The organism is Pseudomonas sp. Pc102 (genome assembly GCF_018408275.1).
GTDB classification, from domain to species: domain Bacteria; phylum Pseudomonadota; class Gammaproteobacteria; order Pseudomonadales; family Pseudomonadaceae; genus Metapseudomonas; species Metapseudomonas tohonis.
Window position 1 is genome coordinate 1,255,622 of the sequence record NZ_AP021905.1, and the last position, 21,742, is coordinate 1,277,363.

26 protein-coding genes are annotated in these 21,742 nt (G+C 64.6%); 13 read left to right on the forward strand and 13 right to left on the reverse strand.

Annotation, left to right across the window (positions count from 1 at the left end; translation table 11 throughout):
* Window positions 1-32: 32 nt before the first annotated feature.
* From PHLH3_RS05920 to PHLH3_RS05965, 10 genes are all read right to left on the reverse strand, one after another.
* Window positions 33-305, reverse strand: a complete 273-nt coding sequence (locus PHLH3_RS05920; protein WP_213628558.1) for an HPr family phosphocarrier protein — start codon at window positions 303-305, stop codon at window positions 33-35.
* Between the two features lie 15 nt (window positions 306-320).
* Window positions 321-1,178, reverse strand: a complete 858-nt coding sequence (rapZ, locus tag PHLH3_RS05925; protein WP_173173210.1) for an RNase adapter RapZ — start codon at window positions 1,176-1,178, stop codon at window positions 321-323.
* 9 nt (window positions 1,179-1,187) lie between these two features.
* A complete protein-coding gene (ptsN, locus tag PHLH3_RS05930; protein ID WP_111262502.1) occupies window positions 1,188-1,652 on the reverse strand; it encodes a PTS IIA-like nitrogen regulatory protein PtsN in 465 nt (154 codons plus the stop codon).
* A 13-nt stretch (window positions 1,653-1,665) separates the two neighbouring features.
* Complete coding sequence (gene raiA / locus PHLH3_RS05935) at window positions 1,666-1,974, reverse strand: ribosome-associated translation inhibitor RaiA (RefSeq protein ID WP_021217832.1); 309 nt, start codon at window positions 1,972-1,974, stop codon at window positions 1,666-1,668.
* 82 nt (window positions 1,975-2,056) lie between these two features.
* Window positions 2,057-3,556 carry an RNA polymerase factor sigma-54 gene (locus tag PHLH3_RS05940; protein ID WP_213628559.1) on the reverse strand — a complete coding sequence of 500 codons (1,500 nt, stop codon included), beginning with the start codon at window positions 3,554-3,556 and terminating at the stop codon, window positions 2,057-2,059.
* 141 nt (window positions 3,557-3,697) lie between these two features.
* Window positions 3,698-4,423: an LPS export ABC transporter ATP-binding protein gene (gene lptB, locus PHLH3_RS05945; protein WP_021217834.1), complete on the reverse strand. Its 726-nt coding sequence runs from the start codon at window positions 4,421-4,423 to the stop codon at window positions 3,698-3,700.
* Window positions 4,423-4,968: a lipopolysaccharide transport periplasmic protein LptA gene (lptA, locus tag PHLH3_RS05950; RefSeq protein ID WP_111262500.1), complete on the reverse strand. Its 546-nt coding sequence runs from the start codon at window positions 4,966-4,968 to the stop codon at window positions 4,423-4,425. The genes lptB and lptA overlap by 1 nt, the downstream gene beginning before the upstream one ends.
* Complete coding sequence (gene lptC / locus PHLH3_RS05955; RefSeq protein ID WP_213628560.1) at window positions 4,955-5,527, reverse strand: LPS export ABC transporter periplasmic protein LptC; 573 nt, start codon at window positions 5,525-5,527, stop codon at window positions 4,955-4,957. Before lptC ends, lptA begins: the two co-directional genes overlap by 14 nt.
* A gap of 9 nt (window positions 5,528-5,536) precedes the next feature.
* Window positions 5,537-6,061 (reverse strand): HAD family hydrolase, encoded by a 525-nt coding sequence (locus PHLH3_RS05960; RefSeq protein WP_213628561.1) that lies wholly within the window; start codon window positions 6,059-6,061, stop codon window positions 5,537-5,539.
* Complete coding sequence (locus PHLH3_RS05965) at window positions 6,062-7,036, reverse strand: KpsF/GutQ family sugar-phosphate isomerase (RefSeq protein ID WP_213628562.1); 975 nt, start codon at window positions 7,034-7,036, stop codon at window positions 6,062-6,064. It lies immediately after the preceding gene.
* A gap of 245 nt (window positions 7,037-7,281) precedes the next feature.
* Here PHLH3_RS05965 and PHLH3_RS05970 point away from each other — a divergent pair, with 245 nt between their 5' ends.
* From PHLH3_RS05970 to hisC, 10 genes are all read left to right on the forward strand, one after another.
* Entirely contained in the window at window positions 7,282-8,091 is an 810-nt protein-coding gene (locus PHLH3_RS05970) for an ABC transporter ATP-binding protein (RefSeq protein ID WP_111262496.1), read from the forward strand.
* Window positions 8,091-8,888, forward strand: coding sequence for a lipid asymmetry maintenance ABC transporter permease subunit MlaE (gene mlaE, locus PHLH3_RS05975; protein ID WP_111262495.1), 798 nt, complete (start codon window positions 8,091-8,093; stop codon window positions 8,886-8,888). Before PHLH3_RS05970 ends, mlaE begins: the two co-directional genes overlap by 1 nt.
* The gene (gene mlaD, locus PHLH3_RS05980; protein WP_021217841.1) at window positions 8,888-9,355 is read left to right on the forward strand and encodes an outer membrane lipid asymmetry maintenance protein MlaD; all 468 of its coding nucleotides are present in this window, start codon (window positions 8,888-8,890) and stop codon (window positions 9,353-9,355) included. Before mlaE ends, mlaD begins: the two co-directional genes overlap by 1 nt.
* Before the next feature lie 11 nt (window positions 9,356-9,366).
* Complete coding sequence (locus PHLH3_RS05985) at window positions 9,367-10,014, forward strand: ABC transporter substrate-binding protein (protein ID WP_173173198.1); 648 nt, start codon at window positions 9,367-9,369, stop codon at window positions 10,012-10,014.
* Window positions 10,007-10,315, forward strand: a complete 309-nt coding sequence (locus tag PHLH3_RS05990) for an STAS domain-containing protein (RefSeq protein ID WP_213628563.1) — start codon at window positions 10,007-10,009, stop codon at window positions 10,313-10,315. The genes PHLH3_RS05985 and PHLH3_RS05990 overlap by 8 nt, the downstream gene beginning before the upstream one ends.
* A gap of 109 nt (window positions 10,316-10,424) precedes the next feature.
* On the forward strand, window positions 10,425-10,664 hold the full coding sequence (locus tag PHLH3_RS05995) for a BolA family protein (RefSeq protein WP_173173194.1): 240 nt from the start codon (window positions 10,425-10,427) through the stop codon (window positions 10,662-10,664).
* 23 nt (window positions 10,665-10,687) lie between these two features.
* Window positions 10,688-11,953 carry a UDP-N-acetylglucosamine 1-carboxyvinyltransferase gene (gene murA / locus PHLH3_RS06000; RefSeq protein WP_043241471.1) on the forward strand — a complete coding sequence of 422 codons (1,266 nt, stop codon included), beginning with the start codon at window positions 10,688-10,690 and terminating at the stop codon, window positions 11,951-11,953.
* An 85-nt stretch (window positions 11,954-12,038) separates the two neighbouring features.
* A complete protein-coding gene (hisG, locus tag PHLH3_RS06005; protein WP_111262492.1) occupies window positions 12,039-12,674 on the forward strand; it encodes an ATP phosphoribosyltransferase in 636 nt (211 codons plus the stop codon).
* Between the two features lie 119 nt (window positions 12,675-12,793).
* Window positions 12,794-14,107: a histidinol dehydrogenase gene (gene hisD, locus PHLH3_RS06010; protein WP_213628564.1), complete on the forward strand. Its 1,314-nt coding sequence runs from the start codon at window positions 12,794-12,796 to the stop codon at window positions 14,105-14,107.
* A gap of 2 nt (window positions 14,108-14,109) precedes the next feature.
* Window positions 14,110-15,162: a histidinol-phosphate transaminase gene (hisC, locus tag PHLH3_RS06015; protein WP_213628565.1), complete on the forward strand. Its 1,053-nt coding sequence runs from the start codon at window positions 14,110-14,112 to the stop codon at window positions 15,160-15,162.
* A 71-nt stretch (window positions 15,163-15,233) separates the two neighbouring features.
* On the opposite strand, the gene PHLH3_RS06020 is transcribed toward hisC, so the two are convergent.
* The 3 genes from PHLH3_RS06020 to algW form a co-directional block, all read right to left on the reverse strand.
* Entirely contained in the window at window positions 15,234-15,962 is a 729-nt protein-coding gene (locus tag PHLH3_RS06020; RefSeq protein WP_213628566.1) for a DUF4198 domain-containing protein, read from the reverse strand.
* A gap of 13 nt (window positions 15,963-15,975) precedes the next feature.
* Window positions 15,976-18,063 (reverse strand): TonB-dependent receptor, encoded by a 2,088-nt coding sequence (locus tag PHLH3_RS06025; protein WP_213628567.1) that lies wholly within the window; start codon window positions 18,061-18,063, stop codon window positions 15,976-15,978.
* 130 nt (window positions 18,064-18,193) lie between these two features.
* Complete coding sequence (gene algW / locus PHLH3_RS06030; protein ID WP_173173184.1) at window positions 18,194-19,351, reverse strand: Do family serine endopeptidase AlgW; 1,158 nt, start codon at window positions 19,349-19,351, stop codon at window positions 18,194-18,196.
* A 112-nt stretch (window positions 19,352-19,463) separates the two neighbouring features.
* On the opposite strand from algW, the gene PHLH3_RS06035 reads away from it, so the two are divergent.
* The 3 genes from PHLH3_RS06035 to PHLH3_RS06045 all read left to right on the forward strand — a co-directional run bounded on the left by PHLH3_RS06035 (window position 19,464) and on the right by PHLH3_RS06045 (window position 21,689).
* The gene (locus PHLH3_RS06035; protein WP_213628568.1) at window positions 19,464-20,222 is read left to right on the forward strand and encodes a Nif3-like dinuclear metal center hexameric protein; all 759 of its coding nucleotides are present in this window, start codon (window positions 19,464-19,466) and stop codon (window positions 20,220-20,222) included.
* A gap of 152 nt (window positions 20,223-20,374) precedes the next feature.
* Window positions 20,375-21,292 (forward strand): sulfate adenylyltransferase subunit CysD, encoded by a 918-nt coding sequence (gene cysD / locus PHLH3_RS06040; protein WP_021217853.1) that lies wholly within the window; start codon window positions 20,375-20,377, stop codon window positions 21,290-21,292.
* Window positions 21,293-21,347: 55 nt separating this feature from the next.
* A complete protein-coding gene (locus tag PHLH3_RS06045; protein WP_111262485.1) occupies window positions 21,348-21,689 on the forward strand; it encodes a four helix bundle protein in 342 nt (113 codons plus the stop codon).
* Window positions 21,690-21,742 lie beyond the last annotated feature (53 nt).

Here is a 21,742-nt window from a genome sequence, read left to right on the forward strand (position 1 = left end):
CGTGCCTGGCGCCGCTGGGGCGAGGCCTGTCTTCACTCGCCTTCGTCGAAGCGATTGTTGATCAGTTCGATCAACGCGTTGAGCGCATCGTCGTCCTGCTCGCCTTCGGTGTGCAGGTGGATGGAGGTGCCCTTGCCTGCGGCGAGCATCATCACGGCCATGATGCTCTTGCCGTCCACCAGGCTTTCCGGGTTGCGACCGACGCGGATCTGGCAGGGATAGCGGCCGGCGACGCCGACGAACTTGGCGGCGGCACGGGCATGCAGCCCCAGTTTGTTGATGATGGTGATTTCGCAGGCTGGCATCGCGGCGGGGATCCTTTAACTGAGGTCGCGGTGGCGAACCTGGACGTTCTTCAGGTTGGGTTTGAGTGCCTGCCCGAGGCGTTCGGCCAGGTACACGGAGCGGTGGTGGCCGCCGGTGCAGCCGATGGCGACGGTGACATAGGCGCGGTTGCTGGCGGCGAAGCGCGGCAGCCATTTGTTCAGGTAGCCGAGGATGTCCTGGTACATCTCCTCGACATCCGGCTGGGCGGCCAGGTATTCGGCGACGACGGCATCCTGGCCGGAGTGGTCGCGCAGCTCGGGCTTCCAGTAGGGGTTGGGCAGGCAGCGCACGTCGAACACCAGGTCGGCGTCGACCGGCATGCCGCGTTTGAAACCGAAGGATTCGACGAGGAAGGCGGTTCCCGGTTCGGGCTTGTTCAGCAGGCGCAGCTTGATGCTGTCGCGCAGCTGGTAGAGGTTGAGGTGGGTGGTGTCGATCTTCAGATCGGCCAGGTCCGAAATGGGCGCGAGCAGCTTCGACTCGTCGAGGATGGCTTCGGCCAGGGAGCGGTCCTCGTTGGTCAGCGGGTGTCGCCGGCGGGTTTCGGAGAAGCGCTTGAGCAGGGTCTCGTCATCCGCGTCCAGGTACAGCACGTCGCACTGGATATGGCGCGCGCGGGCCTCTTCGAGCAATTCGGGGAAGCGCTTGAGCTGGCTGGGCAGGTTGCGCGCGTCGATGGACACGGCGACCTGCGGATGCAGCAGCTCGGTCTGCAGCAGGGCGCGTTCGGCCAGTTCGGGGAGGAGGCCGGCGGGCAGGTTGTCGATGCAGTAGAAGCCGTTGTCCTCGAGGACATCGAGGGCGGTGCTCTTGCCTGAGCCTGAACGGCCGCTGACGATGATCAGGCGCATGGCAAGGTCCTAGCGTCCGTTCTGGACGTCCACTACCACCTGATACAGGCTGTCGCTGCTCTGCGCCACGCGCAGGCGGTCGCGCACTTCGGTGCGGTCCAGCATGCTGGCGATCTGGCGGAGCAATTCCAGGTGCTCGTCGGTGGCGGCTTCGGGGACCAGCAGTACGAACAGCAGGTCCACCGGGGCGCCGTCGATGGCGTCGAAGTCGACGGGGGCTTCCAGGCGCAGCACGGCGCTGATGGGCGCGGCGCAGCCGGGAAGCCGGCAATGGGGGATGGCGATACCGTTGCCGAAACCTGTCGAGCCGAGTTTCTCCCGGGCGATCAGGCTTTCGAAGATATCTTGCGAGTCGAGGTCGGGAAGTTCGCGAGCAACCAGGTTGGCGATCTGTTCCAGGACACGTTTTTTGCTGCCGCCCGGCACGTTCACGAGGGAACGGCCGGGGGTCAGGATTTGCTCAAGTCGGATCATAGGAAGGGGAATGTCAGCGGGCGGTTGCGCCCTGCTGGCGGTTCAGCTGCTTTTCCTTGTGTTTGATCAGTTGGCGGTCGAGTTTGTCCGTAAGCAGGTCGATGGCCGCATACATGTCTTCATGCTCCGCATTGGCCACGACCTCACCACCGGCGATGTGCAGGGTGGCTTCGATCTTCTGCTTCAGTTTCTCCACCTGCATGATCACCTGCACATTGGTGATCTTGTCGAAGTGGCGCTCCAGTCTGTCGAACTTCTCGACGACATAGTCGCGCAGGGCGTCGGTCACATCCAGTTGATGTCCACTGATGTTGACTTGCATACCGCTTTCTCCTTATTGCCCGTGTGTAAGAGACAGGCTAACGGGCCTGCCACCGGAACACTTTGGCGTGGATCAATCCGCGTCACATCAGCCGCTTGCGTTCGCTGGAAGGCGCTATCCCGAGGGATTCCCGGTACTTGGCGACTGTGCGGCGGGCCACTTGGATACCCTGTGCTTCCAGTAAACCAGCGATCTTGCTGTCGCTCAACGGCTTTTTGGCATTTTCCGCAGCGACCAGTTTCTTGATGATCGCGCGGATGGCGGTGGACGAGCATTCACCGCCTTCGGAGGTGCTGACGTGGCTGGAGAAGAAGTATTTCAGCTCGTATATGCCACGGGGGGTGTGCATGAATTTCTGGGTGGTGACGCGCGAAATGGTCGACTCGTGCATGCCCACCGCTTCGGCGATGTCATGCAGTACCAGGGGCTTCATCGCCTCGTCGCCGTACTCGAGGAAACCGCGCTGGTGCTCGACGATCTGGGTCGCCACCTTCATCAGGGTCTCGTTGCGGCTTTGCAGGCTCTTGATGAACCAGCGTGCTTCCTGCAACTGGTTGCGCATGAAGGTGTTGTCGGCGCTCGAGTCTGCACGGCGGACGAAGCCGGCGTAGTGCGGGTTCACGCGCAGGCGAGGGACGGCTTCCTGGTTCAGCTCCACCAGCCAGCGTTCGTTGTGCTTGCGCACGATGACATCCGGCACGACGTATTCGGGTTCGCTGGCCTCGATCTGCGAGCCGGGACGCGGATTGAGGCCCTGGATCAGCTCGATCACCTGGCGCAGCTCGTCTTCCTTGAGCTTCATGCGGCGCATCAGCTGGCTGTAGTCGCGACTGCCCAGCAGGTCGAGATAGTCGCCCGCCAGGCGCTGCGCTTCGCTCAGCCAGGGAGTCTTGGGCGGCAACTGGCGCAGTTGCAGGAGCAGGCATTCGCGCAGGTCGCGAGCGCCCACACCCGCCGGCTCGAACTGCTGGATACGACGCAGGACAACCTCGACTTCGTCGAGCTCGACCTCGAGTTCGGGGTCGAAGGCTTCCACGACTTCCTCGAGGGTTTCCTCCAGATAGCCGTCATTGTTGATGCAGTCGATGAGGGTGACGCCGATCAGGCGATCGGTATCGGACATGGGCGCCAGGTTGAGCTGCCACAGCAGGTGGCTCTGCAGGCTCTCGCCGACCGAGGTGCGGGAGGTGAAATCCCACTCGTCGTCGTCCGAGCTGGGCAGGCTGCTGGCGCTGGTCTGGTAGACGTCTTCCCAGGCGGTGTCGACGGGCAGCTCGCTGGGGATGCGCTCGTGCCATTCCCCGTCTTCGAGGCTCTCGTTCTCGGAAGTGGGGACGCTGGATTCCTGGAAGCTGGATTCCTGGCTGGCCGAGTTGGGCTGCTGCTCGCTTTCGGCCATGGGGTCGGAGTTGTCGAAGTCCTCTCCTTCCTCCTGGCGTTCAAGCATGGGATTGGACTCCAGCGCCTCCTGGATTTCCTGCTGCAGATCCAGGGTGGACAGTTGGAGTAGGCGGATGGCCTGTTGCAGCTGCGGAGTCATCGTCAGCTGCTGGCCCATCTTCAGGACTAGCGATGGTTTCATGGCAGGGGGCTTAGCACCTTATTCGCCGGCGCGCATGCGCCATCCACTACAGGGCGCCGAGGCGCCACCAGGAAGCAAATTATATGCCTGACCTTGAATGATTTTTCTACTGCTCGCAACTTCTGCGTGCAGGGCTGGCCTTCAGAGGCGGAATTCGTGCCCCAGGTAGACTTCCTTGACCAACTGGTTGGCCAGGATCTCTTCCGCACTGCCTTCGGCGATGAGTTGGCCGTCATTCACGATGTAGGCGGTTTCGCAGATATCCAGGGTCTCGCGGACGTTGTGGTCGGTGATCAGCACGCCGATCCCCTTCGCCTTGAGGTGGTGGATGATCTGCTTGATGTCGCCCACGGAGATGGGGTCGACACCGGCAAAGGGTTCGTCGAGCAGGATGAACTTGGGGGCGGTGGCCAGGGCGCGGGCGATCTCGACGCGGCGGCGCTCACCACCGGACAGGCTCATGCCGATGCTGTCGCGGATGTGGCTGATGTGGAATTCCTGGAGCAGGCTCTCCAGCTCGCGATGGCGGCCGGCGCGGTCGAGTTCCTTGCGGGTCTCGAGGATGGCCATGATGTTGTCGGCCACGCTGAGCTTGCGGAAGATCGAGGCTTCCTGAGGCAGGTAGCCGATGCCGGCGCGGGCGCGGCCGTGCATGGGCTGGTGGGTGACGTCCTGCTGATCGATCAGTACGCGGCCCTGGTCGGCCTTCACCAGGCCCACGATCATGTAGAAACAGGTGGTCTTGCCGGCGCCGTTGGGGCCGAGCAGGCCGACGATCTGGCCGCTGTCGATGGACAGGCTGACATCACGTACCACCTGGCGGCTCTTGTAGCTCTTCGCCAGGTGCTGGGCTTTGAGGGTCGCCATTACTGTGCTTGTCCCGCTTGCTGCTCTTTCTTCTTCGGCTGGATGACCATGTCGATGCGCGGGCGCGGGGTGCCGACATTGGTGCCGGTGGCGCGACCCGCGTTGACGATCTGGCGCTGGGTGTCGTAGACGATCTTCTCGCCTTCGAAGGTGTTGCCTTCCTGGATCACCTTGGCCTGGTCGATCAGCACGATGCGCTCGTTGGCGGCGAAGTACTGGATGGTCATGCCGTAGGCTTTGACGATCTGCTTGTCCACCGCAGGCTTCTGCTCGTAGTAGGCAGGTTTGCCGACCGAGGTGAAGACCTCCAGTTCGCCCTGGGCGTTCTGGGTGATGGTCACGGTGTCGCCGGTGATCTTCAGGGTGCCCTGGGTGATCACGACATCACCGCGATAGACCGCCACGCCTTGCTTGTCGTCGAGTTCGGCGCTGTCGGCCTGGACCCGGATCGGCTGATCACGGTCGCTGGGCAGCGCCCAGGCGCTGGCACTTCCGAGTGCGGCACCCAGGCTGAGCAGTAGGGGGAGGGTTTTAACGAACCTCATGCTGGCCTCTTACGTTGGACTGCAGGATCATCCTGCTGTCATTCAAGTACGCTTTCATTCCTTGTGCCGTGGTAACCCCGTTGGCGGCGTCGATTCTAACGGCTTGCTGGGTTTCCGCATATTGCTTGTCCGGGAACACGGTCAGGCGGCTGGTGGTGAGAATGGTCGGCCGGCCCTTGGCATCGGTGCGCGCCACGCGGACCTTGTCGATCAGTTCCACTTGCTCGCCTTCGGGGCCGACCTCGCCGTGCTCGCTCTGCACGTGCCAGGGGAATTCGGTGCCGCGGTAGAGCTGCAGGTCCGGATTGGTCAGCAGCGTCACGTCGCTGGCCTTGACGTGTTCCAGCTTGGCGGCGGTCATCTCGTAGTGACGTTTGCCGTCTTCCTGGTACTGCACGCTGGAGGCATTGACCACGTAGAAGTCGATGGCGTTCTCGTCCGCCTGTGCGCTGGCCTGGCGCTCCATGAAGCTTTCCGGGCGGATGTTCCAGTAGCCCAGCGCGATCAGCAGGGCGGCGACCGGGATCAGGATCAGGGCGAGGCGGAAGTTCTTCGACATGTTCCGGACCTAGAGGTAGGCGGCCTGTGCAGCGTCGAGGCTGCCCTGGGCGCGCATGATCAGTTCGCAGAATTCGCGTGCGGCGCCTTCGCCACCGCGTGCCCGGGTGGTGCCGTGGGCGTGCTGGCGGACGAAGCCATCGGCGCTGGCGACGGCCATGCCCAGGCCGACGCGGCGGATAACCGGCAGGTCGGGCAGGTCATCGCCGAGGTAGGCGACCTGCTGGTAGTCCAGGCCCAGCTCCGCGAGCAGTTCGTCGAGCACCACCATCTTGTCCTCGCGGCCTTGGTAGAGGTGCTGGATGCCGAGGTTGCGGGCGCGGCGCTCGACCACCGGGGTGCTGCGGCCGGAGATGATCGCGGTGCGTACGCCGGAGTTGATCAGCATCTTGATGCCGTGGCCATCCAGGGTATTGAAGGTCTTGAATTCGCTGCCGTCGACCAGGAAGTAGAGCTTGCCGTCGGTGAGTACGCCATCGACGTCGAAGACCGCCAGGCGGATGCCCTTGGCGCGTTGCAGCAGGTCGTCGCTCATTCAGATCACCCCGGCGCGGGTCAGGTCGTGGATGTGCAGGGCGCCGATGGGGGTGTCGTTGTCGTCCACCACCACCAGTACGTTGATCTTGTGGTCGTCCATGATCTTCAGGGCTTCGGCGGCGAGCATCTCGGCCCGCACGGTCTTGCCGTGTGCCGTCATCACGTCGTCGATGCTGGCCTGGCGCACGTCCACGCCCTTGTCCAGGGTGCGGCGCAGGTCGCCGTCGGTGAAGATCCCGGCCAGCCTGCCGTCGGTTTCCAGCACGGCGGTCATGCCCAGGCCCTTGCGGGTCATTTCCAGCAGCGCATCGCGCAGCGAGGTGCCGCGCTCGACGCGGGGCAGGCTGTCGCCGCCGTGCATGATGCTCTCGACCTTCAGCAGCAGGCGGCGGCCCAGGGCGCCACCGGGATGGGAGAAGGCGAAGTCCTCGGCGGTGAACCCACGGGCCTCCAGCAGGGCGATGGCCAGGGCGTCGCCCAGTACCAGCGATGCGGTGGTGGAGGAGGTCGGGGCCAGGTTCAGCGGGCAGGCTTCGTGCTCGACGCGGGCGTCGAGATTGGCTTCGGCGGCCTTGGCCAGCGGAGACTGCGGGTTGCCGGTCATGCTGATGAGGGTGATGCCGAGGCGCTTGATCAGGGGCAGCAGGGTGACGATCTCGGCGGTGGAGCCCGAGTTCGACAGGGCCAGCACCACATCGTCCGGGGTGATCATGCCCATGTCGCCGTGGCTGGCCTCGGCGGGGTGGACGAAGAAGGCGGGTGTGCCGGTGCTGGCCAGGGTCGCGGCGACCTTCTTGCCGATGTGGCCGGACTTGCCCATGCCCACCACCACCACGCGGCCCTTGCAGGCGAGGATCAGCTCGCAGGCACGGACGAAGTCGGCGTCGATCCTGCCGAGCAGGGTGTCGATGGCTTCACGTTCCAGGCGGATGGTGCGGTGTGCGGATTGGATCAGATCGCTGGACTGGCTCATGTCGAGAGTGCAGTTGCCGAGGAAAAGGCGGGGATTATACCGGCAAAGAGTCGTTCGCTCACCCTTCATTGCATGCCCCGGTGGAGAAACCTGTCTCAGGCCTGAACAATGGGGCGCTGCGGCCTTGGGTGGCATTGTGCTGCGATGCTATAGTTCGCCGCCTGTTCGGCCACCCCTCAGGCATCGTGTCCCGGCTGCCGGAGGCGACGTCTTCAGCAGGGATGGCCGCATCGCAAGGAGTACAGATGAGCGCTGATAACGCTTACGCCGTCGAGTTGAAGGGCGTCACCTTCAATCGCGGCACACGCAGTATTTTCCAGAACGTCGATATCCGTATCCCGCGTGGCAAGGTCACCGGGATCATGGGGCCGTCCGGCTGTGGCAAGACCACCCTGCTGCGCCTCATCGCCGCGCAGCTCAAGCCAGCGGCTGGAGAGGTCTGGGTCAACGGTCAGAACCTGCCGACGCTGTCCCGGGCCGACCTGTTCGACATGCGCAAGCAGTTCGGCGTGCTGTTCCAGAGCGGTGCGCTGTTCACCGATCTCGATGTGTTCGAGAACGTCGCCTTCCCGCTTCGGGTGCATACCAAGCTGCCCGAGGAAATGATTCGTGACATTGTCCTGATGAAGCTGCAGGCGGTCGGCCTGCGCGGCGCCATCGACCTGATGCCCGACGAACTCTCCGGTGGCATGAAGCGCCGTGTGGCCCTGGCCCGCGCCATCGCACTGGACCCACAGATCCTCATGTACGACGAGCCTTTCGTCGGTCAGGACCCCATCGCCATGGGCGTACTGGTGCGGCTCATCCGCCTCCTCAACGATGCCCTGGGCATCACCAGCATCGTGGTCTCCCATGACCTGGCGGAAACCGCCAGCATCGCCGACTACATCTATGTGGTGGGGGATGCCCAGGTGCTGGGGCAGGGGACCCCCGCCGAGCTCATGGAGTCGGATAACCCGAGGATCCGCCAGTTCATGAAAGGCATCCCCGACGGGCCGGTGCCCTTTCACTTCCCGGCACCCGATTACCGCAACGATTTGCTGGGAGAGCGTTGATGCGCAAGAAGTCTCCGCTCGAGCGCATCCGCCTGCTCGGGCGTGCCGGCCTGGACGTCGTCGAGGCGCTGGGCCGTTCCACCCTGTTCCTGCTGCGTGCGCTGTTCGGCCGTACCGGCACCGGCGCGGGTTTCCAGCTGCTGGTCAAGCAACTGTATTTCGTCGGCGTGCTGTCGCTGCCGATCATCGTCGTGTCCGGTGTCTTCATCGGCATGGTGCTGGCCTTGCAGGGCTACAACATCCTGGTGGAGTACGGCTCCGAGCAGGCGGTCGGCCAGATGGTCGCGCTGACCTTGCTGCGTGAGCTGGGACCCGTGGTCACCGCGCTGCTGTTCGCCGGGCGTGCCGGTTCCGCGCTGGCGGCCGAGATCGGCAACATGAAGTCCACCGAGCAGCTCTCCAGCCTGGAGATGATCGGCGTCGACCCGCTCAAGTACATCATCGCCCCGCGGCTCTGGGCCGGCTTCATCTCCATGCCGTTGCTGGCGATGATCTTCAGCGTGGTGGGAATCTGGGGCGGTGCGATGGTCGCCGTCGATTGGCTGGGGGTCTACGATGGCTCCTTCTGGGCCAACATGCAGAACAGTGTCGAATTCACCGAAGATGTGCTGAATGGCGTGCTGAAAAGCGTGGTCTTCGCCTTCGTGGTGACCTGGATCGCCGTGTTCCAGGGTTATGACTGCGAGCCGACCTCCGAAGGGATCAGCCGCGCAACGACTAAAACCGTGGTCTATGCCTCGCTGGCCGTGCTGGGGCTCGACTTCATCCTGACCGCCTTGATGTTTGGAGATTTCTGATGCAAATCCGCACCCTGGAAATTGGTGTCGGCCTGTTCCTCCTGGCCGGGTTGCTCGCCCTGCTGCTCCTGGCGTTGCGCGTGAGCGGCCTGTCGGTCGGTGGCGCCAGCGAAACCTATAAGGTCTATGCGCATTTCGACAATATCGCCGGTTTGACTGTCAGAGCAAAAGTGACCATGGCCGGTGTGACCATCGGCAAGGTCACCGCCATCGATCTGGACCGCGAAAGCTACACCGGCAGGGTCACCATGGAACTGGAGAAGCGCGTCGACAACCTGCCGACCGATTCCACCGCTTCCATCCTCACTGCCGGCCTGCTGGGCGAGAAGTACATCGGCATCAGCGTCGGTGGCGACGACCAGTTGCTGAAGGACGGCGGCACCATCCGCGACACCCAGTCCGCGCTGGTGCTGGAAGACCTGATCGGCAAGTTCCTGCTCAACACGGTGAATAAGGAAAGCAAGTGAGGACCTTCGACATGATCAAAGCAATGCGTAACGGCCTGCTGGTTCTGCTCGCCGCGCTGCCCCTGCTGGCCAACGCGGCGCCGAGCGCGCGCGATGTGGTGCAGCAGACCACCGACAAGCTGCTCAGCGACCTCAAGGCCAACAAGCAGCAGTACCGCAGCAACCCGGGCGCCTTCTACGATGCGCTGAACAATATCCTCGGTCCGGTGGTGGATGCCGATGGCATCTCCCGCAGCATCATGACGGTCAAATACTCGCGCAAGGCGACCCCGGAGCAGATGACCCGCTTCCAGGAGAACTTCAAGCGCAGCCTGATGCAGTTCTACGGCAACGCCCTCCTGGAGTACGACAACCAGGACATCCGCGTGCTGCCCGCCAAGCAGGAAGATCCCGAGCGCACCAGCGTCGGCATGGAAGTGAAGGACAGCAAGGGCACGGTCTATCCGGTGTCCTACACCATGGTCAACCTCGATGGCCAGTGGATGCTGCGCAACGTGATCATCAACGGCATCAACATCGGCAAGCTGTTCCGCGACCAGTTCGCCGACACCATGCAGAAGAACGGCAACGACCTGGACAAGACCATCGACGGCTGGGCCGAGGTGGTGGCCAAGGCCAAGCAGACCGAGGAAGGCCAGAAGGCCGCCGGTCATGAGTGACGCAACCCTCAGCGCCGGCACTGGCGGGGAGTTGAAGCTCTCCGGCGTGCTGGACTTCCGTAGCGGCCCCGAATTGCGCGAGACCGGCGCTCGGCTGATCCGCGAGCACGGCCTGAGCGACCTGGTGCTGGACTGCTCTGGCGTCGAGAAGTCCAGCAGCGTCGGCCTGTCGCTGCTGCTGGCCTTCATGCGGGATGCACGCAAGACCGGCAAGACGCTGAGCATCCGCGCCTTGCCCGAGGACATGCGGCAGATCGCCGGCGTCTCCGGGCTCGACGAGCTGCTGCCGCTGGAAGTGTGAAAGACGTCGAAAGCCCTCCGTCAGACCTTGCTCGCGCGGGGTTCGCAGGCGGAGGGCTTTTTTGTATCATGGCCGACCCGCGCGCGTAGGGCGCCGATTGAGGTTGAGCATGCAGGCCGTAGAAGTGAAAAGCCTCCTGGAGGCGAAGCTGCCCGGAACCGAGGTGGTAGTTGAAGGGGAAGGCTGCAACTTCCAGTTGAATCTGATCAGCGACGAGCTGGCCGGCATGAGCCCGGTCAAGCGCCAGCAGCAGGTTTATGCCCATCTGAACGCCTGGATCGCCGATGGCAGCATCCACGCGGTCACCATGAAATTCTTCAGCCTCGCTGGCTGGGCCGAGCGTTCCTGAGCCTACGGGCGACGAGATTCCAAATGGACAAACTGATTATTACCGGCGGCCAACGCCTCGATGGCGAAATCCGTATTTCGGGCGCCAAGAACTCGGCCCTGCCGATCCTCGCGGCCACCCTGCTGGCCGATACTCCGGTCACCGTGTGCAACCTGCCGCACCTGCACGACATCACCACCATGATCGAACTCTTCGGTCGCATGGGCGTGCAGCCGGTGATCGACGAGAAGCTCAGCGTCGAAGTCGACGCCAGCACCATCAAGACCCTGGTCGCGCCCTACGAGCTGGTGAAGACCATGCGCGCCTCGATCCTGGTGCTCGGCCCGATGGTCGCGCGCTTCGGTGAAGCCGAAGTGGCGCTGCCCGGCGGCTGCGCCATCGGTTCCCGCCCGGTCGACCTGCACATCCGCGGCCTCGAGGCCATGGGCGCGCTGATCGACGTCGACGGCGGCTACATCAAGGCCCGCGCACCGGCCGGTGGCCTGCGTGGCGCGCACTTCTTCTTCGATACCGTCAGCGTGACCGGTACCGAGAACATCATGATGGCCGCCACCCTGGCCAACGGCCGTACCGTGCTGGAAAACGCCGCTCGCGAGCCGGAAGTGGTCGACCTGGCCAACTGCCTGATCGCCATGGGCGCGCAGATCCAGGGCGCCGGTACCGACACCATCATCATCGACGGCGTGAAGCGCCTCGGCGGCGCGCGCTACAGCGTGATGCCCGACCGCATCGAGACCGGCACCTACCTGGTGGCCGCCGCTTCCACCGGTGGCCGCGTCAAGCTCAAGGACACCGATCCGACCATCCTCGAATCCGTGCTGCTGAAGCTGGAAGAGGCCGGGGCCCACATCAGCACCGGCAACAACTGGATCGAGCTGGACATGAAGGGCAACCGCCCCAAAGCGGTCAATGTGCGCACCGCGCCGTACCCGGCGTTCCCCACCGACATGCAGGCCCAGTTCATTTCCATGAACGCCGTGGCCGAAGGCACTGGCGCGGTCATCGAGACCGTGTTCGAAAACCGCTTCATGCACGTCTATGAGATGAACCGCATGGGTGCGCAGATCCTGGTCGAGGGCAACACCGCCATCGTCACCGGCGTTCCGCAGCTCAAGGGCGCTCCGGTCATGGCCACCGACCTGCGGGCGTCCGCCAGCCTGGTCATCGCCGGCCTGGTCGCCGAGGGCGACACCCTGATCGACCGCATCTACCACATCGACCGTGGTTACGAGTGCATCGAGGAAAAACTGCAGCTGCTCGGCGCCAAGATCCGCCGCGTGCCGGGTTAGGTGACGCTCGGGCCGACCGCTGCCGGTCGGCCCGCATGCTCCCTCAAGGGCCCGCAGAGGGCCGAAGCCAAGGACATCCAGTTCCATGCTCACCATCGCGTTATCCAAGGGCCGCATCCTCGACGACACCCTGCCGCTGCTGGCGGAAGCGGGCATCGTCCCCACCGAGAACCCGGACAAGAGCCGCAAGCTGATCATCCCCACCACCCAGGATGACGTGCGCCTGTTGATCGTCCGTGCCACCGACGTGCCGACCTATGTCGAGCATGGCGCGGCGGACCTCGGCGTGGCCGGCAAGGATGTGCTGATGGAGTACGGCGGCCAGGGCCTGTACGAGCCCCTGGACCTGCGCATCGCCCGTTGCAAGCTGATGACCGCCGGCGCGGTCGGCGTGCCCGAACCCAAGGGGCGCCTGCGCGTGGCCACCAAGTTCGTCAACGTCGCCAAGCGCTACTACGCCGAACAAGGTCGCCAGGTCGAAGTGATCAAGCTCTACGGCTCCATGGAGCTGGCCCCGCTGGTCGGCCTGGCCGACAAGATCATCGACGTGGTCGACACCGGCAACACCCTGCGCGCCAATGGCCTGGAACCCCAGGAACTGATCGCCACCATCAGCTCCCGCCTGGTGGTCAACAAGGCCTCGATGAAGATGCAGCACGCCCGTATCCAGGCGCTGATCGACACCCTGCGCCAGGCGGTCGAGTCGCGACACCACGACTGACACCCGTGCGGCCCCGGCCGCACCCGCCTATCCGTGTCATAGCCAATAATCTCGGGTGCCCGCACGGTGGGCTTGCTACTCTAGCGGCGCCCGAGCATTTGCCAATAATGAGGCCCGCTATGACCGTTCAAACCGCTGTTCGCCGACTCAATGCCGCTGATCCGGACTTCGCCCGTCATCTGGATCATCTGCTGAGCTGGGAAAGCGTATCCGACGAGTCGGTCAACCAGCGCGTCCTCGACATCATCAAGGCCGTGCGCGAGCGCGGCGATGCCGCCCTGGTCGAGTTCACCCAGCGTTTCGATGGCCTGGCCGTCGACTCCATGGCCGACCTGATCCTGCCGCGCGAGCGCCTGGAACTGGCCCTGACCCGCATCACCGCCGAGCAGCGCCAGGCCCTGGAGACCGCCGCCGAGCGCGTGCGCCTCTACCACGAGAAACAGAAACAGGATTCCTGGACCTACACCGAGGCCGATGGCACCGTGCTGGGCCAGCAGGTCACCCCGCTGGACCGTGCCGGCCTCTACGTGCCGGGCGGCAAGGCGTCCTACCCGTCGTCCGTGCTGATGAACGCCATCCCCGCGAAGGTCGCAGGCGTCGCCGAAGTGGTGATGGTGGTGCCGACCCCGCGTGGCGAGATCAACGAGATCGTCCTCGCCGCCGCTTGCGTGGCCGGCGTCGATCGCGTCTTCACCATCGGCGGCGCCCAGGCCGTGGCAGCGCTGGCCTATGGCACCGAGAGCGTGCCCCAGGTGGACAAGATCGTCGGCCCCGGCAACATCTATGTCGCCACCGCCAAGCGCCACGTGTTCGGCCAGGTGGGCATCGACATGATCGCCGGTCCCTCGGAAATCCTCGTCGTCTGCGACGGCCAGACCGACCCGGACTGGATCGCCATGGATCTGTTCTCCCAGGCCGAGCACGACGAAGACGCCCAGTCCATCCTGGTCAGCCCCGATGCCGAGTTCCTCGACAAGGTGGCCGCCAGCATCGAGAAACTGCTGCCGACCATGGAACGTGCCGAGATCATCCGCACCTCCCTCACCGGCCGTGGCGCGCTGATCCAGGTCGCCGACATGCAACAGGCGATCACCGTCGCCAACCGCATCGCTCCCGAGCACCTGGAGCTGTCGGTCGCCGACCCGCAGGCCTGGCTGCCGCAGATCCGCCATGCCGGCGCCATCTTCATGGGCCGCTACACCGCCGAGGCGCTGGGCGACTATTGCGCCGGCCCGAACCACGTGCTGCCCACCTCCGGCACCGCGCGTTTCTCCTCGCCGCTGGGTGTGTATGACTTCCAGAAGCGCTCGTCGATTATCTTCTGCTCGGCCGAAGGTGCCTCCGAGCTGGGCAAGACCGCGTCCGTGCTGGCCCGTGGCGAGTCGCTGACCGCCCACGCCCGCAGCGCCGAATACCGGATCAAGGGAGAATGACGATGAGCAAATTCTGGAGTCCCTTCGTCAAGGAGCTGGTGCCCTACGTTCCGGGCGAGCAGCCGAAGATCGCCAACCTGGTGAAGCTGAACACCAACGAGAACCCCTACGGCCCGTCGCCGAAGGCCATCGCCGCCATGCAGGCGGAACTGGGTGACAGCCTGCGCCTGTACCCGGACCCGAACAGCGACCGCCTCAAGCAGGCGGTGGCCGAGCACTACGGCGTGACGACCGCCCAGGTGTTCGTCGGCAATGGCTCGGACGAGGTGCTGGCGCATATCTTCCATGGCTTGTTCCAGCACGGCCGGCCGCTGCTGTTCCCGGACGTGACCTACAGCTTCTACCCGGTCTATTGCGGCCTCTACGGCATCCCCTTCGAGGCGCTGCCGCTGGACGAGCAGTTCCAGATCCGCGTCGAGGACTACGCGCGCCCCAATGCCGGCATCATCTTCCCCAACCCGAACGCCCCCACCGGCTGCCTGCTGGCGCTGGAGGCCGTGGAGAAGCTGCTGCAGGGCAGCCCGGATTCGGTGGTGGTGGTCGACGAGGCCTACATCGACTTCGGTGGCCAGAGCGCCATCGCCCTGGTGGATCGCTACCCGAACCTGCTGGTAACCCAGACCCTGTCCAAGTCCCGCTCCCTGGCTGGCCTGCGCGTGGGCCTGGCGGTGGGGCACCCGGACCTGATCGAGGCCCTGGAGCGCATCAAGAACAGCTTCAACTCCTACCCGCTGGACCGCATGGCCATCGCCGGCGCCGCCGCCGCCTTCGAAGACAGGCCCTACTTCGAGGAAACCTGCCGCAAGGTCATCGACAGCCGCGAGTGGGTGGTGAGCGAGTTGGCCAAGCGTGGTTTCGAGGTGCTGCCTTCGGCGGCCAACTTCGTCTTCGCCCGGCACCCGGACAAGGACGCGGCGGGCATCGCCGCCGGTCTGCGCGAGAAGGGCGTGATCGTGCGTCACTTCAAGCAGGCGCGCATCGCCCAGTTCCTGCGCATCACCATCGGTACGCCGGAGCAGAACCAGGCATTGCTGGACGCGCTCGACGCCGGTTGATTGCGGGGCCGCGAACAAGAAAGCCGAGACGGGAAACCGCCTCGGCTTTTTTCATGGACGGGTGCGGCCCGTCACTCGTGATGCGCTTCGCCGACGAAGGTCAGCGAGGTGAAGAAGCCGTGCTCCTCCGCCTCCGGGTCCTTGCCGCTCTTCACCGTGGCCTGGGCGGCGATCACGTTGAGGCCGGCGTTGCGCACCAGTACCTTGGCCTTGCCCTGGGCATCGGTGGTGGCACTGACGGTGTGCGGATCGCTGCGGTAGTCACCGAACAGCTCGATGCCCGCCGCCGGCTTGCCGTCCATCAGTACCTGCACGGGCAGCGGTTTGCCCGGACCGACGGCAAGCGGGTCGACCTGCGGCACGATGACTAGTCGCAGGCGCTCCATCGTCGGCAGCTTCGCGCCTTCACGGTAGATCGCCAGGCTGTACTTCCAAGTGTGGATGGAGGCGACGGCGTCTTTCACCTGGTCGCGGCCCTTGTTGATCCACTGCTTGTCGGCGGTCTGCGACCAGGCGCCGTTGTCCAGCGCCACGGCGAGGCTGGCAGGCGGCGTCAGCGGTTGCAGGCGGGCGTGGTCGTCCAGGCGCTGGATGGTGACCGGAATCATCTTGCCGGCTGCGTCATAGGCCCAGGCGCCGCTGACCTTTTCGGCCTTGAAGGCGTCGTCCTCGGCGCCGTGCCCGTAAATCACTTCGATGTTGCCGCGGCGCTGTTCGGTCCAGAGGCCGTGGGCCTGCGCCTGGCCGGCGAGCAGGGCACCGAGGGCGGCGGTGAGCAGCAGTTTGCTGTGGAGTCGCATGGGGGAGTCCTTGTCAGAGGTTGAGGGTAAGGCTGAGGGTCAGGTTGCGCGGGTCGCCGGGCAGTACCCAGACGCTGTTGTAGGAGCGCTCGTAGTACTTGCGATCGAAGACGTTGTTGAGGTTCAGGCCGATGCTGAGGTCGTCGCTGGCCTTGTAGTGGGCGAGCAGGTCGAGGGTGGTGTAGGCGGGCAGTTCGAAGGCGCTGCCGGCCTGGCCGGAGCGATCGCCGACATGGTTGGCGGCCGCGCCCACATCCGCGCCGCGCAGCCAGCCGTCCTGGAACTCGTAGACCCCCATCAGGCTGCCACTGTGCCTGGCGATACCGAGCAGGCGGCTGCCTTCGGGCAGGGTGTTGTCCTCGGTCACCTCGGCATCGATATAGGCGTAGGCGCCGATCAGGCGGACGGCGTCGGTGAGCTGGCCGGCGACCTGCATGTCCAGGCCCTGGCTGCGTGCCTTGCCGGCGGCGATGTTCTGGCCCGGGTCGCTGGGGTCGGCGGTCAGCACGTTCTCCTTCTCGATATGGAAGAGCGCGATCGTGGCGCCAAGGCGGCTTTCGAGCAGGTCCAGCTTGACCCCGCTCTCATAGCCGACACCTTTCTCCGGCTTGAACACCGTGCCCTGGCTGCTGATGGCGTTGGGCTTGACCGAGGTGGAGGCGTTGGCGAACACGCCGACTTCCGGGGTGAGCTGGTAGAGCAACCCGAGACGCGGGGTGACGACATCCTTGTGCTGGGCGTTGCGGATGCGCGTGGAGCGGTCCAGCGCCGCCTGCCCGAAGCGTTCGAGGCGCACGCCGGCCAGCCCGCGCAACCGATCGGTGAAGGCGATCTGGTCCTGCAGGTTCAGAGAATGGCTTTCCACCCGCTCGAAAAAGTCGTTCTTGCGGGTGAGCGCGGGCTTGGGCTGGCCGTAGATGGGGTTGTGGATATCCACGCCGTAGCTGAACAGGGGGTCGCTCTGGGGGTACTTCTGGCTGTTGCGGTAGTTCTCGTACTCGAGCCCGATCAGAGTCTGGTGCTGCCAGGTGCCGGTGGCGAAGCTGCCGTGCAGCTCGGCCTGGGTGATGCTGGTGTTCCACTCGAAATCGCGCTGGCGGTAGAAGCGGCTGACGAGGTCGCCAGACAGGCGCGAAGTCTCCGAGGAGTCTCCGGCGAGGTGGCCCTGGGCGTAGTGGTTGGCCAGGCGCAGCTTCCAGTCGTCGTTCAGGTAGTGCTCGAGGCTGACCTGCAGCATCTGGTTGCGGTTGCGGATCTCGCCGTCGTTGGGCTCGCCGAGGAAGGTGGAGCGCTTGACCGTGCCGAGCTGGTTGCCAGGGGCGGGGATGCCGCGATCGAACACCGATTCATGGCGCACGAACTCGCTCTCGATCAGCAGGCGCGTGTCCGGGCTCAGCTGCCAGCTCAGGGACGGGCTGATCACCAGGCGCTCGCTGCCGACGTGGTCGCGGAAGCCCTGGTTGTCCTCCGCCGCGAGGTTGATGCGCGACAACAGGGTGCCGGCGTCGTCCAGCGGCGTGTTGACGTCGAGGCTGCTGCGGTAGCGGTCCCAGCTGCCTGCGCTGGCTTGGAAGCGGGCGAAGGCTTCCTCCTCGGGCTTCTTGGTGACGATGTTGACCAGGCCACCCGGGTCGCCACGACCATAGAGGCTCGCCGCCGGGCCCTTGAGCACCTCGATGCGCTCGATGCCGCTGGCGTCCGGCGAGCTGTAGCTTCCGCGGTTGATGGCGAAGCCGTTCTTGTACAGCTCGCCGGTGGTGAAGCCGCGCACGCTGTAGTTGAGGAAGGTCAGGCCGCCGAAGTTGTTCTGCCGGGAGACGCCGCCGGCGAAATCCAGCGCGCGGTCGATGCGGGTGGTGCCGAGATCGTCCAGCACCTGCGCGGGGACGACGGCGACGGATTGTGAGACGTCGCGCAGGTCGGTGTCGGTTCGTGTGGCGCTCGCCGATCGGGTGGCGCGATAGCCGGTGACGGGGCCGTCGGCGCGTTCGTGGCGTGATTCGATGGTGATTTCTTCGAGTTCAAGCGGGTTGGCATGGGCGCTGCCGCTGGCCAGGCCAAGTGCCAGTCCGGCGACCGAGGCGATGCTGCGTGACTTCATTGTCGGTGGGTCTCAGGGCGTTAAAGATGTAATAACATAACATTTTATTTTTTCATCTTTCATCTGCTGCGTTCGAGGGAGAGGGTGTTGAGGACAGAAACAAGAACGGCGCCATCAGGCGCCGTTCGGGTCAGTCGTTGTCCGCGGGTGCGGTCTGTTGCGGGGGCCTAAGGCCCACCTCGGCGGAAAGCTCGATGATCTTGCCGTTGCGCATCACCTCGACACTGACCTTTTCGCCCGGCTTGGTACGCGCCACCTGGTTCATGGAGCGGCGACCGTCGCCGGCGGGCTCGCCGTCGATGCTGAGGATGATGTCGCCCGGCTGCAGGTTGGCGCGCTGCGCGGGGGTGTCGCGGTAGATGCCGGCGATGACGATGCCCGGGCGGCCTTCGAGACCGAAGGATTCGGCCAGTTCGGGCGTCAAGGGCTGCACTTCGATGCCGAGCCAGCCCCGGATCACCTGGCCGTGCTCGATGATGGCCTTCATCACGTCGAGGGCGAGCTTGGCGGGGATGGCGAAGCCGATGCCCTGGGAGCCGCCGGACTTGGAGAAGATCGCGGTGTTGATGCCGATCAGGTTGCCGCCGGCATCCACCAGCGCGCCGCCGGAGTTGCCCGGGTTGATGGCGGCGTCGGTCTGGATGAAGTCCTCGTAGGTATTGAGGCCGAGCTGGTTGCGGCCGGTGGCGCTGATGATGCCCATGGTCACGGTCTGGCCAAACCCGAAGGGGTTGCCGATGGCCAGGGCGACGTCGCCGATGCGGATGTTGTCGGAGCGCCCGAGGGTGATGGCGGGCAGGTTGTCGAGGTCGATCTTGAGCACCGCGAGGTCGGTCTCGGGGTCGCTGCCCACCAGGCGGGCGAGGGTCTCGCGGCCGTCCTTGAGGGCGACCACGATCTGGTCGGCGCCGGCGGTGACGTGGTTGTTGGTCAGCAGGTAGCCCTCGGGACTCATGATCACCGCCGAGCCCAGGCTGGATTCCATGCGCCGCTGGCGGGGCAGGTTGTCACCGAAGAAGCGGCGGAACTGCGGGTCCTCGAACAGCGGATGGGCCGGCTTGCTCACCACCTTGGTGGTGTAGAGGTTGACCACGGCGGGGGAGGCGCTGTTGACCGCCTCCGCGTAGGATTCCGGCCCCTGGCGCGAGAAACTGTACTTGGGCGCTTCCTGCAGGTGCACCTGTTGGCGGGGCAGGCCCACCAGCTCGGGGTATTGCTGGATGATCAGCAGTGCTACGAGTACGCCGACAAGCAGGGGCCAGCCGAAGAAACGCAGGGCCTTGAGCATCGAGGGGAATCCTGAGGGTTGCGAGGGGCGAGGGTGCCCCTTAAGGTGGCGCCATTATACGGGGCGGCCGCCAATAAAATAGCCGCTCGCAACAGCTTGTGAGGAGAGGCAGATGGCCATTGCACTGACCACCCTGGTGGAGGAAGCGGAGCGTTTTCTCGGGGCTTCGCGGATCTCGGACTACTGCCCAAACGGCCTCCAGGTCGAGGGGCGGCCGCAGGTTCGACGCATCGTCAGCGGGGTGACCGCGAGCCAGGCATTGCTGGATGCGGCGGTGGAAGCCGAGGCCGATGTGGTGCTGGTGCACCATGGCTATTTCTGGAAGGGGGAGAACCCCTGCGTAGTCGGCATCAAGCAGCGGCGCCTGAAGACCCTTCTGGCCAATGACATCAGCCTGCTGGCCTACCACCTGCCGTTGGACGTGCACCCGGAAGTGGGCAACAACGTGCAGCTCGCCCGCCAGCTGGACATCGTCGTCGAAGGTCCGCTGGAGTCGGACAACCCTCGCACCGTCGGCCTCGTCGGCTCCCTGGCCGAGCCCCTCACCGCACGCGACTTCGCCCGCCGCGTGCAGGATGTGCTCGGTCGCGAACCGCTGCTGGTGGAGGGCCCGGAGATGATCCGCCGCATCGGCTGGTGCACCGGCGGCGGCCAGGGCTACATCGACACGGCCATCGCCGCCGGCGTCGATCTCTACCTGACCGGCGAGGCTTCGGAGCAGACCTTCCACAGTGCGCGGGAAAACGGCATCAGCTTCATCGCCGCCGGCCACCACGCCACCGAGCGCTATGGCGTGCAGGCGCTGGGGGACTACCTGGCGCGGCGTTTCGCCATCGAACACCTGTTCATCGATTGCCCCAATCCCATCTAGGAAAGGGGCCTCCGAGCGCCCATTCCGGCAGGTATAAAGCTAGATCGTTTCGTTCTAAGTGGGCTCCTGAATAGAAGCAGGCGCTGTGCTAGAGTGCGCCCTCGTCCACGGCCCGCAGGCCGTCGTATCAGATAAGAAATCCGTGAGTAGCCATGCTCGACAAACTGACGCACCTGAAACAGCTGGAGGCGGAAAGTATCCACATCATTCGTGAGGTGGCCGCCGAATTCGATAACCCGGTGATGCTGTACTCCATCGGCAAGGACTCCGCCGTCATGCTGCACCTGGCGCGCAAGGCCTTCTTCCCGGGCAAGCTGCCGTTCCCGGTGATGCACGTCGATACCCAGTGGAAGTTCCAGGAGATGTACCGGTTCCGCGACAAGATGGTCGCCGACCTGGGCCTCGAGCTGATCACCCACGTGAACCCCGAGGGCAAGGCACAGGGCATCAACCCCTTCACCCACGGCAGTGCCAAACACACCGACATCATGAAGACCGAGGGCCTCAAGCAGGCCCTGGACAAGTACGGCTTCGATGCGGCCTTCGGTGGCGCCCGCCGCGACGAGGAGAAATCCCGCGCCAAGGAGCGCGTGTACTCCTTCCGCGACAGCAAGCACCGCTGGGACCCGAAGAACCAGCGCCCCGAGCTGTGGAACGTCTACAACGGCAAGGTCAAGAAGGGCGAGTCGATCCGCGTCTTCCCGCTCTCCAACTGGACCGAGCTGGACATCTGGCAATACATCTACCTGGAGCAGATCCCGATCGTGCCGCTGTACTTCGCCGCCGAGCGCGAAGTCATCGAGAAGAACGGCACGCTGATCATGATCGACGACGACCGCATCCTCGAGCACCTCTCGGACGAAGAGAAGGCACGCATCGAGAAGCGCATGGTGCGTTTCCGCACCCTGGGCTGCTACCCGCTGACCGGTGCGGTCGAGTCGGAGGCCACCAGCCTCACCGACATCATCCAGGAAATGCTCCTGACCCGGACTTCCGAACGCCAGGGCCGCGTCATCGACCATGACGGCGCCGGTTCGATGGAAGAGAAAAAGCGGCAGGGGTATTTCTAGAAAGCGGTTGCAAGCAGCAAGCGACAAGCTTCAAGCAGGGAAGATTGGAGTTCGAATGGATTTCGAGCGACTCGATGTCTGGCGAAGATCCAAGCAGCTCACGGTAAGCATCTACAGGGCGTTCGCGGAGTGCCGCGATGCCGGGTTCAAGGATCAGGTAACCCGTTCGGCGCTGTCCGTACCCAGCAATATCGCCGAGGGTATGGAACGCGGAAGCGCCAAGGAGAAATGCCGGTATCTGTGGATAGCCAAGGCATCCTGCGGTGAGCTGCGAACCCAGCTGATGATCGGAGCTGAAATCGGGTACATAGCGGAATCGCTTGCCGCTGATTGGGTAGTCGAAACCCGCGAGCTGTCGAGAATGCTCACGGGGTTGATCAACAAAATTTCTGTCTAGCTGGACGCCGACGAGCTTGCCGCTTGAGGCTTGCAGCTTGGAGCTTGAGTGAA